6 protein-coding genes are annotated in these 11,069 nt (G+C 75.0%); 1 reads left to right on the top strand and 5 read right to left on the bottom strand.

The features are described from left to right. Positions 1-60 precede the first annotated feature (60 nt). From cimA to ACFRQN_RS37070, 4 genes are all read right to left on the bottom strand, one after another. Positions 61-1,665: a citramalate synthase gene (gene cimA, locus ACFRQN_RS37085; protein WP_380744952.1), complete on the bottom strand. Its 1,605-nt coding sequence runs from the start codon at positions 1,663-1,665 to the stop codon at positions 61-63. Between the two features lie 355 nt (positions 1,666-2,020). Then, a complete protein-coding gene (locus ACFRQN_RS37080; protein ID WP_049656394.1) occupies positions 2,021-3,133 on the bottom strand; it encodes a branched-chain amino acid aminotransferase in 1,113 nt (370 codons plus the stop codon). A 198-nt stretch (positions 3,134-3,331) separates the two neighbouring features. After that, positions 3,332-4,369: a 3-isopropylmalate dehydrogenase gene (locus ACFRQN_RS37075; RefSeq protein WP_380744949.1), complete on the bottom strand. Its 1,038-nt coding sequence runs from the start codon at positions 4,367-4,369 to the stop codon at positions 3,332-3,334. Between the two features lie 58 nt (positions 4,370-4,427). Next, positions 4,428-4,994, bottom strand: coding sequence for a Uma2 family endonuclease (locus ACFRQN_RS37070; RefSeq protein WP_380744947.1), 567 nt, complete (start codon positions 4,992-4,994; stop codon positions 4,428-4,430). Between the two features lie 317 nt (positions 4,995-5,311). Between ACFRQN_RS37070 and ACFRQN_RS37065 the strand changes: the two genes are divergently transcribed. Next, entirely contained in the window at positions 5,312-7,813 is a 2,502-nt protein-coding gene (locus ACFRQN_RS37065; protein ID WP_380744945.1) for a YfhO family protein, read from the top strand. Between the two features lie 48 nt (positions 7,814-7,861). On the opposite strand, the gene ACFRQN_RS37060 is transcribed toward ACFRQN_RS37065, so the two are convergent. Further along, on the bottom strand, positions 7,862-11,069 hold a 3,208-nt coding region (locus ACFRQN_RS37060; protein ID WP_380744943.1), incomplete at its 5' end, for a S8 family serine peptidase.

Raw genomic sequence — 11,069 nt, 5'->3', positions numbered from 1 at the left:
GGACTTCGTACGAAGTCCCGCGGGCCACAGGCATGTCGGGCGCCGACCGGCCCGGGCCGGCTACTCGGTCGGCTCCAGGCCGGCCCGGATCAGGCCATAGGTGTACGCGTCCTCCAGCGCCAGCCAGGAGGCGGCGACCACGTTGTCGGCCACGCCCACCGTCGACCAGGTGACGGAGCCGTCGGTGGACTCGATCAGCACCCGGGTCTTGGAACCGGTGCCGTGCTGGCCCTCCAGGATGCGGACCTTGTAGTCCACCAGCTCGAAGGTGGCCAGCGGCGGGTAGATGCCCTCCAGGGCCGCGCGCAGCGCCTGGTCCAGCGCGTTGACCGGGCCGTTGCCCTCGCCGGTGGCGATCCGGCGCTCGCCCTTGGCCCACAGCTTGACGGTGGCCTCGTTGCCCGTGAAGCCCTTCGGGCCCTGCTCGCTGATGGTCCGCCAGGACTCCAGGGTGTAGAAGCGGTCCCGGCTGCCGCGCACCTCGTCGCGCAGCAGCAGCTCGAAGGAGGCGTCGGCGGACTCGTAGGTGTAGCCGAGGTTCTCCTGCTCCTTCACCTTGGCCACCACCCGGCCGGCCAGGTCCCGGTCGCTGGAGAGGTCGTAGCCGAGCTCCTTGCCCTTGAGCTCGACGGAGGCCCGCCCGGCCATGTCGGAGACCAGCATCCGCATGGTGTTGCCGACCCGCTCGGGGTCGATGTGCTGGTACAGGTCCGGGTCGACCTTGATCGCGGAGGCGTGCAGGCCCGCCTTGTGGGCGAACGCCGAGAAGCCCACGTACGGCTGGTGGGTGGAGGGGGTCAGGTTGACCAGCTCGGCGATCGCGTGCGAGATCCGGGTCATCTCGGCCAGCCGGCCCGCGGGCAGCACCCGGCGGTCGTACTTGATCTCCAGCGCGCCGACCACCGGGAACAGGTTGGCGTTGCCGACCCGCTCGCCGTAGCCGTTGGCGGTGCACTGCACGTGGGTCGCGCCGGCGTCCACCGCGGCCAGGGTGTTGGCCACCGCGCAGCCGGTGTCGTCCTGGGCGTGGATGCCGAGCCGGGCCCCCGTCCTGGCCAGCACGTCGGCGACGATCTCCCGGACACCGCCCGGCAGCATCCCGCCGTTGGTGTCGCAGAGCACCACCACGTCCGCGCCGGCCTCGTGCGCGGTGCGGACCACCGACACGGCGTACTCGGGGTTCGCCCGGTAGCCGTCGAAGAAGTGCTCGCAGTCGATGAACACCCGCCGGCCCTGCGAGCGCAGGAACTCGACGCTGTCCCGGACCATCTCCAGGTTCTCGTCCAGGGTGGTGCGCAACGCGAGCTCCACGTGCCGGTCGTGCGCCTTGGCCACCAGGGTGATCACCGGGGCGCCGGAGGTGACCAGCGCGGCCAGCTGCGGGTCCTCGGACGCCTTGCCGCCGGCCCGGCGGGTGGCGCCGAAGGCGACCAGCCGGGCGTGCTCCAGCTCCAGCTCGACGGCGGCCCGGGCGAAGAACTCGGTGTCGCGCGGGTTCGCCCCGGGCCAGCCGCCCTCGATGAAACCGACCCCGAACTCGTCCAGGTGCCTGGCGATGGCCAGCTTGTCCGCCACCGTCAGGTTGATGCCCTCGCGCTGCGCTCCGTCGCGCAGCGTGGTGTCGAACACGTGGAAACTGTCGTCGGTACGGGTGACCTCGGTCATGACCCCTGGTTCTCCGTTTCGGGGAGGTTGGGTACTGCTCTGCCGGACGTTCTCGTCCCGGCTCCACTGTCCATGGTCCCGCGCGCGGTCCCGGTGTCCCCGGGCCCCTTGTGGGGGCCGTCGGCCGGTCCGGGAGAAACAAAAAGACCCCTCGCGGGTGCGAGAGGTCTGCGCGCGGGTCTGGACGCTAGTGGTCGCTCCGCATCGGGTCCAGCGGAAGCGGTCACTGCGGACCGGCGCGCCTGCTGCTAATAATCAGCGAAAGCGAGGACACGTCGGCAGTCTGGCACAGCTTCCGCGATCCGGCCCGCCCGTCTCGGGATGCGAAACGGGGCAGGCCAGCCGGGGTGCGGGATCAGACGATCCGGTGCAGCCAGTGGTGGGTGTCCGGGGTCTGGCCGCCCTGGATGGACAGCAGCGCCTTGCGGAGCTCCATGGTGACCGGGCCGGGCTCGCCGGCGCCGACGGTCCAGTCGGCGGCGGCGGACTTCACCGAGCCGACCGGGGTGATGACGGCGGCGGTGCCGCAGGCGAAGACCTCGGTGAGGGTGCCGTCGGCGTTGGCCTGCTGCCACTCGTCGGTGGAGATCCGGCGCTCCTCGACGGCGTAGCCGAGGTCCGAGGCCAGCTGGAGCAGCGAGTCGCGGGTGATGCCGGGCAGCAGGGCGCCGGACAGCTCCGGGGTGACGATCCTGGCGTCCTTGCCCTCGCCGAAGACGAAGTACAGGTTCATGCCGCCCATCTCCTCGACCCACCGGTGCTCGGCGGCGTCGAGCCAGACCACCTGGTCGCAGCCCTTCTCGGCGGCCTGGGCCTGGGCGACCAGCGAGGCCGCGTAGTTGCCCGCGCACTTGGCGGCGCCGGTGCCGCCGGGGGCGGCCCGGACGTACTCCTTGGACAGCCAGACCGAGACCGGCTTGATGCCGCCCTGGAAGTAGGCGCCGGCCGGCGAGGCGATGATCATGAAGAGGTAGGAGTTGGCCGGGCGGACGCCCAGGCCGACCTCGGTGGCGAACATGAACGGGCGCAGGTAGAGGCTCTGCTCCGGCTCGTTCGGCACCCAGTCCCGCTCCTGGCGGACCAGCAGCTCGACGGCCTCGACGAAGGCCTCCACCGGCAGCTCCGGCATCGCCAGGCGGCGGGCCGAGGCCTGGAAGCGGGCGGCGTTGGCCTCCGGGCGGAAGGTGGCGATGGAGCCGTCGGCCTGGCGGTAGGCCTTCAGGCCCTCGAAGATCGCCTGGCCGTAGTGGAGGGTCATGTTCGCCGGGTCGATCTCCAGCGGCGCGTACGGCACCAGCTGGGCGTCGTGCCAGCCCACGCCCTCGGTCCAGCGGATGGTGACCATGTGGTCGGTGAAGACCCGGCCGAACCCGGGGTTGGCCAGCCGGGCCTCGCGCTCCGCTGCGGGCAGCGGGTGGGCGGAGGGCTTGAGGTCGAACGTGATGGGCGCCTGGGTGGCCGTGCTCATGGCTGTTTCCTTCACCGTGGGGTTGGTCCGGGCCGCCACCGCCGCAGATACGTTTCGGCAAACTTCACCGGAATGGACGCACAACGGCACGGCCCACTGTCGATACTCGCATCCAGAGGGCCGTGCCGAACAGCTGCAAGCTGCGGTGATGTGCGGTCCGGCCCCGTCAGCCGGAACCGTGTGTTCGGATCCGGCCGGTCAGCCGGCTACTCGGGCGACGAGCGCGTCGCCGACCTGGGAGGTGCCGCGGGTGCCCGAGCGCTCGGCCAGGTCCGCCGCGACGGCGGCCTCGACCGCGGCGGCCTCGGCGGCGAAGCCGAGGTGCTCCAGCAGCATCGCGACCGACAGCACGGTGGCGGTCGGGTCGGCCTTGCCCTGGCCGGCGATGTCCGGCGCCGAGCCGTGCACCGGCTCGAACATGGACGGGAACTCGCCGCTCGGGTTGATGTTGCCGCTCGCGGCCAGGCCGATCCCGCCCGTGACGGCGGCGGCCAGGTCGGTCAGGATGTCGCCGAACAGGTTGTCGGTGACGATGACGTCGAACCGCTCCGGCTGGGTGACGAAGAAGATGGTCGCCGCGTCGACGTGCAGGTAGTCGGTGGTGACCTCGGGGAACTCCCGGCCGACCTCGGCGAAGATCCGCGTCCACAGGTGCCCGGCGTGCACCAGCACGTTGTTCTTGTGCACCAGGGTGAGCTTCTTGCGCGGCCGCGCCTGCGCCCGGCGGTAGGCGTCGCGCACCACGCGCTCGATGCCGTACGCGGTGTTCAGGCTGACCTCGGTGGCCACCTCCTGCGGCGTCCCGGTGCGCAGCGTGCCGCCGTTGCCGACGTACGGGCCCTCGGTGCCCTCGCGGACGACCACGAAGTCGATCTCCGGCTGGCCGGCCAGCGGGGACGACACCCCGGGGAAGAGCCGGCCCGGACGCAGGTTGATGTGGTGGTCGAAGGCGAACCGCAGCTTGAGCAGCAGCCCCCGCTCCAGCACGCCCGACGGCACGCTCGGGTCGCCGATGGCGCCCAGCAGGATCGCGTCGTGCGACTTCAGCTCGGCCAGGACGTCGTCCGGCAGCGTCTCCCCGGTCCGGTGGTAGCGCCGGGCCCCGAGGTCGTACTCGGTGGTCTCCAGCTTCACGTCGGCGGGAAGCGCGGCACCCAGGACCTTGAGGCCTTCGGCCACCACTTCCTGGCCGATGCCGTCACCGGGGACTACTGCGAGACGAATGGTGCGAGACATGCTCGGACCCTACTCCGCCGTCCCAGGTACTGACACCTGCCGTCCACCATGCGGACGGTCAGGTCAGGTCGATCTCCACCGGGAACGGCCGCTCGACCTTCAACTGCTTGTGGTAGATCCCGGCGACCGCATAGCCGTGTGTGGCGGGGTCGAGTTCGTAGACGTAGACGACCGGCTTTCCGTCGTCGTCGCTCTCCACCCGCCAGAAATGCTTGATCCCCGCAGCCGCGTACTTCCGAGGCTTGGTGTCCCGGTCTCGTTCCTCGGACTCCTCGGAGACGACCTCGACCGCGAGCAGTACGTCCCCCGCCTCACAGGAGGTCTGCTTCGGACCGGTGACCCCTCGCTCGTCGACGATGAGGAGATCCGGCTCCGGCCGGTTGCGCCGGTCCAACTTGACCGTCATCTCCCGCCAGACGTCCCACCCCTCCGGCACCGCGGCTTCCAGGGCACGTTCCAGCCTACGGAGGGTGCGCATGTGGAACGCGGTCTGCGGACTCACGAAGATCAGGCTCCCGTCGAGCAGTTCGGTGTGCGGCGGGAGATCAGGCAGCCGGTCGAGGTCCTCTGCGGTGTAGCCACCAGCAGGAGGCCGAATCCAGTCGGGGTACGGCGCGATGCTCATGGTTCCTCCCATACAGGCATCCTGGCGGCCCTCTCAGGCTACTCGGCGGAGCCGCTTAGGACTCCACTCCTTCGAGGGAGCGCGTGCGACGCGGGGGGCGCCCGGGGCGTGCTTAGGGCGTGTCTGACCATTGGCGTCGGATCAGGGCGCGGCGTTGGGGTGCGTGCATCGCAAGGCGGAGGAAGGAGTCCATGCGGAGCATCGGCGACCGACGACAACGCGGCGAGGTGCGTGCCCCGGCGTCGCGCACCCGGCGGGAATCGTCAGACACGCCCTAGGGTGGCGGGGTCCGGCGAGGCGTGTGGAACGGGGTGCGGATGGGCGGGCGGCGGCGGGAGGGGCTGGTCTGCGCGGGTGCGGCGGGGCTGGCGATGGGCGGATACGGGCTGGCGGCGGCGGTGCGCGGACGGTGGCCGGCCGGGGCGGAGGCGGTCGCCGTGCCGTACCACGCCCACCTGTGGGACCTGCTGCACGGGCAGGCCGCCGGGGACCTGCTGTTCAACTGGAACAGCGGCTACGGGGCCCCGTTCCTGGCGGACTTCTTCGCCTACCTGATGAACCCCTTCTCCTGGCCCACCGCGCTCCTCCCCCGCGACCAGGGCCGGCTCGCCGTCCTCCTGGTCACCCTGGCCACCATCGGCCTGGGCACCGCCCTGATGGCCCGGCTGCTCGGCCGGCTGCACCCCGGCCCCCGGTGGCTGCGGGTGTTCGCCGCCGTCGGGTACGGGCTGTGCGCCTGGGTGCTGGACGTCGGCGGGGCCGCCCCGATGTGGCTCTGGGGCCTGGTCTCGCTGCCCCTGCTCGGCCTGGCCGCCGACTGGTGCCTGCGCGAGCGGCACTGGGTGGCCGGCGCGCTGTGCGTCGCGCTCGCCTGGACGGGCAACCTGTACACCGCCGCGCTGGCCACCCTGGCGGCCGGACTGCTGTTCGCCGTCCGGCTGTTCGCCGCCCCGCTCCCGTTGCGCCACCGGGTCCGGGCCACCGGCCGGGCCGTCACCACGGCCATCGCCGGGGTGCTGCTCGCCTCCCCCGTGCTGTTCGTCGCGGTGCTGGCCACCGGCCGGGCCCAGCCGGAGTCCCCGGTCGAGCCGCTGGGCCCGTCCGGTGTCGCCGCCCACCTCTCCCGGCTGCTGCCCGCGGCCCATGGCGGGCAGCAGCTGCCGGACGTGGCGATCGGCGTCTTCGGGCTGCTGGTGGTGTGCGGGCTGCCGTTCAACCGGCGGGTGCGGGCTCGGGAGCGGGCCCTGTGGTGCGCGGCGCTGGTGCTGGTGGCGGTCGGCTTCCTCTGGACCCCGACGGTGCTGGTCTGGCACGGCCTGGCGATCCCGGCCGGCGGGCCGTACCGGGTGGCCTTCGTGCTCAGCGGGCTGCTGGTGCTGGCGGGCTGGGTCTCGCTGGCGCACCGCCCGGACCGGCTCACCGTGCTGGGCGGCGCCGCCGTGGTGGCGGTGATCGCCGGCCTGGCGGCGGGCCGGCCCGCGGTGCGCCCGGCCACCTGGGTGCTGCTGGCCGTCGGCGGCGCCGTCCTGTCGGCCGCGCTGTGGCTGCTGGACCGCCGGCACTCCGACCGGCGGGCGACCGCCCTCGCCACCTGGGTGATCGGCGGGGCGGTGCTGGGCAACGCCGTCTGGTCCGGGTACGCGGCGCTCGGCGCGGTCCCTTCCTCCGGGGTCTCCCCGGCGGCCGTCCGGGCCGGGCACGCGGCCGTCCGGGCGGGCGCCGACTGGCCGCGCGGTCGCAGCGACCCCGGCCCGCACGCCTTCACCCCCAACGACCCGCTGCTGCTGAACGGCCAGGGCGGCGGCTACTTCAGCAGCTACCTGCCGACCGTCACCGCCCTGCTGCTGCACGACCTCGGCGCGGGCTGGACGGCCGGCGGACGGCAGACCGCGAGCGTCACCGACCCGGTCGGGCAGGCGCTGTTCGGCGTCCGCACGCACCTCGACGACGCCCCGCCGCCCGGCTTCACCCCGGTGCGGGCCGCCGCGCCGCCGCTGGTCACCGTGCTGCCGCCGGGCTCCCGGACGGAGACCTCCTCGGCCTGGTCCCGGCAGGAGTCGCTGCTCGGCAGCCAGGTGTACGACGCCCCGCTGCCCGTCCCGGCGGGCGGGCCGGCGCCGGCCCTGCACGGCACCAGCGGCTGGTCGGTGCCGGCCGGCGGGGAGGGCACGGTGTTCACGGCCGCCTGCACGCCGGGCGGGACGGCCTACTTCCACGGGGTCTGGTACCGGGGCACGGTCAGCGGCCTGGGCACCGACTACCGCAGCGACGGCGAGCAGCCCACCACCGCCGTGCCGATCCACCGGCTGGGGACCGTCCCGGCGGACGGGGTGGTCCGGGTGACGCTGCGGTCGGACGTGGTGAGCCAGGTGCCCGCCCGCCCGATCGGCTGCCTGCGGGCCGGTGCGCTGGAGGCCGCCGTCGCCCGGCTCACCGCGACCGGCGCCACCCGGGTCGAGGCAGGCGGGCACACCCTCACCGCGACCCTCCCCGCGGGTTCCACCGGCACCGCGCTGCTCTCCGTGCCGGCCGCCGAGGGCTGGACCTGCGCGGTGGACGGCGGCCGACGTCTCACCCCCGTCCCGGTGCTCGGCATGATCGGCGTCCCGCTGGGCGACGGCGCCTCCCGCGTCGCCTGCGCCTTCCGCCCGCCCGGCCTCACCGAGGGGCTCATCGTCACCTCCGCCACCGCCGCCGTCCTCGCCCTGGTGGCGGTCTTCGCCCGGCTCTCCCGACGCCCCACCCGCGTCCCGCGCCGCGACCGCCGCCGGGCGGCCCTGGGCGCCGACGCACAAGCCGGCACAGAAGCCGGCACATGACGGGGCGGCCCGCCGGAGTCCCGGTGGGCCGCCCCTTCCGCCCGACGGTCAGGGCAGGTCGAGCACCTGGGCCCGCCGCTCGGCCGGGTTGCGGTGGTACAGCAGCAGGAGCCGCGAGGTGTCGCCCGCCGCCCGCCGTACGGCGAGGACGGCGCCCGGGCCCGCCGGGGCCAGTACGGCGGCCGGCCCGGTGAGGCCGGCCCGCGCGGTGAGCGCCGGCCGCAGGACGTCCAGCGGGACGGACGGGCCGGTGCCGCTCAGCCCGATGGTGGAGAGCGCCTCGGCCACGTCCGGCGTCCCGCCCCCGGCGTAGCCGGTCCAGACGCCGTAGCGGACGGTGCTGTGCCCGGGCGCGACGCCGGGCAGGGCGCTCAGCCGGACGGGCAGCACCAGGACGTCGCTGTCCAGCAGCCCGGTGTCGGTGTCGCCCCAGTGGGCGTTGAGCGGCTGGACGTCCAGTTCGGCCCCGGTGCGGGCGTCCAGGGCGCGGGAGACCAGGACGTCGCTACCGCGCAGCCGGTCGGCCTTGAGGATGACGTCGGTGCTGCCGTCCCCGTCGGTGTCCAGCGCCACCCGCACCCCGTACAGCCCCACCGGGGTGGCCGCGGGCGCCCACAACTGCGCGCCCACGTACAGCAGTTCGGAGTCGACGGCGGCGCCGGCCGCGCGCAGGCCGGCGGCCCGCTCGCCGGGGTGCTCGACGCAGACCTCCTCCGCCGGGTCCGGCTCCTTCCCGGTGTCCTTCGGCCGCAGGCCCGCGCCGGGCGCGACCGCCGTGCCGCTGCCGCCGGGCGGGCAGTCGGGCCAGCGCTCGCCCTCGCCGCCGAGGGCGAAGGCGCTGACCAGCCCGGGCTGTTCGCCGGGGGCGGCGCGGCCGCCGAGGGTGACCAGGGTGCCGTCCCGGGCGGTGCGGACGGTGGCCGCCGCCGTGAGGTCGCCGGTCGGGCGCGGGGCGGCCAGCACCGGGATCCGCAGCTGCGGGAGCGCGTCGCCACCGACCGGGGTGAGCAGCACCCGGCCGGAGAGCTCGCCCCGGTAGCTGCGGGCCCGGCCGCCCTGCACGGTGTCGATGGTCGGGTCGGGGGCGCGCCCCAGCTCCCCCGGCACGGCCAGGGTGACCCGTACCCGCGCGGTGCCGCCCGCCGGGACGTCCACCCGGGCCGGTGCCACCTGGTAGGAGGCGCCCGGCAGCAGGGTGGCGGCCGCGTACGAGGTGCGGTACGCCAGTGGCGCGTTCGAGGTGTTGCGCACCTCGATCTCCCGGGTCACCGCCGTCGGCCCGCCGACCTCGACCGGCCCGAAGGAGACCCCGACCCCGCCCTCCACGGCGCCCTCCCCCGCCGCGTAGGCGACGGCGGGCGTGCGGACCGCCCGGTCCACCCGGACCCTCCCGGCCCCGGTGCGCTCGGGCCCGTAGACCGGCCCGCTGTGCTCGTCGCCGAGGAAGGTGTCCTCGGTGGTGTTCATCAGCGCGGCCTTGACCTGCTCGACCGGCCAGTCCGGGTGCGCGGCGCGGACCAGCGCGGCGAGCCCGGCCACGTGCGGGGCGGCCATCGAGGTGCCGCTCTCGCGCTGGCCGCCGGAACCGCTGCCGACCAGGCTGGACCAGATGCCCTCGCCGGGTGCCGCCAGGTCGGGCTTGACCACGCCCGGCACGCCGATGCCGCGCGAGCTGAAGTCCGTCATGGTGTCGATCCGGGCCGGCTGGTCCTGGGCGACGGAGCCGTGCAGCGGGTTGCCGGGCGCGGCGAGCCGGACCGTCACCGGCCCGGCGGCCGCGGCCTGCCGCAGCCGCTCGCCGTCGGCGCGCCCCAGCAGCACGGCCGGGATCCGGTCGTCGCCGGAGATCTCGGCGAGGTGGTCGGAGTCGGCGGCGTACAGCGCGCCGATCGCGCCCGCGTCGGCGGCGTGGTCGGCGCGCGGGCCGGAGTTGCAGGCCCGGTCGGCTTCCCGGGTGTGCCAGGCGAGCAGCGCGATCCGCCCCTTCAGCCGCTGCCGGTCGGCCTCGCCGAACTCGGTGCAGCCGTCCGACTGGTCGGCGGGCAGGGCGAGTTCGCCGCTGACGTCGGCGGTGGACCAGCCCTGGTAGCGCTCGCTCCAGTGCCCCGGGACGACCCCGGCCTGGGCGGCGGGGGCGAGCACGGTGACGCCGTCCACGTCGGCGTGGCCGTGCACCGAGGCGGCGACGGTGATCGCCCGGGCGGCGGTGCCGGGGCTGCCGCCGATGCCGTACACGTCGCCGTCGTTGCCCGCCGCCGCGATCACGACGGTGCCGAGCTCGGCGAGCCGGTCGGCGGCCAGGGCGTCGGTGTCGTCGGTGCTGCCGAAGTGGCTGCCGAGCGAGAGGTTGACGACGTCCAGCCGGTCGCTCAGGTCGCCGTCGCCGTTCGGGTCGGCGGCCAGGTCGAGCGCCTCGGTGACCCGGTCGGTGGAGCCGTCGCAGCCGAACACCCGGATCGCGTACAGCTGCGCGCCCGGGGCGGTGCCGGGGCCGATCCGGAAGCCGGCCGGATCCAGCCCGGGCCCGTACGGACCGGTGTACGGGTGGCCGTCCGCGGTGACGCCGTACCCGGCCGCGGTGCCGGCCACGTGGGTGCCGTGCCCGTTGCGCACGCAGTCGATCGGGTTGCCGCCGGGGTGCGGCACCGGCTGGTAGTGCGGGGAGGCCGGGTCGGGGTCGTAGTCGTCGCCGACCAGGTCCTTGCCGCCGACCACCTTGGCGTTGGGGAACAGCGCGGGCGGCGCGGGCCTGCCGCGCTCGACCGAGCGGAACGCCTCCTCGGTGCCCGGGCCGCCGAAGTCGGCGTGGGTGTAGTCGATGCCGCTGTCGATGATCCCGATCCGGGTGCCCCGGCCGGTGCCGGCCGCCTGGTCGCCGGCCCAGACCTGCGGGGCGCCGGTCAGCGGGACGGAGTGGGCGTTGTCACGCCGTTTGGCGACGATCGGGTGGACGGCCCGGACGCCCGGCAGCGCCCGCAGCGCGGGCAGCCGGTCGGCGGGCGCGCTGACCGCGAGGCCGGCGAGCACGGTGCGGGTGCGGTAGAGCTCGCGGGCGGCGGGTGCCGCCCGGTGGACGGCGCCGGCGAGCCGGTCGAGCGCGTCCCCGGCCCGGGCCCGCTGGGCGGCGCCGGCCCGCGCGGCCTCCCGGCGGACGGCCTCCGGGGGGCGCTGGGCGCGCCGGGCCCCGTCGGCGGCGCGCCGCCAGGCGGAGCCGGCCGCCTCGGTGGTGAGTTCGAGCCGGACGGAGGCCGTTCGG

It is taken from the genome of Kitasatospora sp. NPDC056800 (assembly GCF_042789775.1).
Lineage (GTDB): Bacteria > Actinomycetota > Actinomycetes > Streptomycetales > Streptomycetaceae > Kitasatospora.
This window is presented reverse-complemented; position numbering and strand designations above follow the sequence as displayed.

Coding starts and splice junctions, on each gene's coding strand:
- cimA (WP_380744952.1), bottom strand. CDS start 1,665: ATGACCGAGGTCACCCGTACCGACGACAGTTTCCACGTGTTCGACACC.
- ACFRQN_RS37080 (WP_049656394.1), bottom strand. CDS start 3,133: ATGAGCACGGCCACCCAGGCGCCCATCACGTTCGACCTCAAGCCCTCC.
- ACFRQN_RS37075 (WP_380744949.1), bottom strand. CDS start 4,369: ATGTCTCGCACCATTCGTCTCGCAGTAGTCCCCGGTGACGGCATCGGC.
- ACFRQN_RS37070 (WP_380744947.1), bottom strand. CDS start 4,994: ATGAGCATCGCGCCGTACCCCGACTGGATTCGGCCTCCTGCTGGTGGC.
- ACFRQN_RS37065 (WP_380744945.1), top strand. CDS start 5,312: ATGGGCGGGCGGCGGCGGGAGGGGCTGGTCTGCGCGGGTGCGGCGGGG.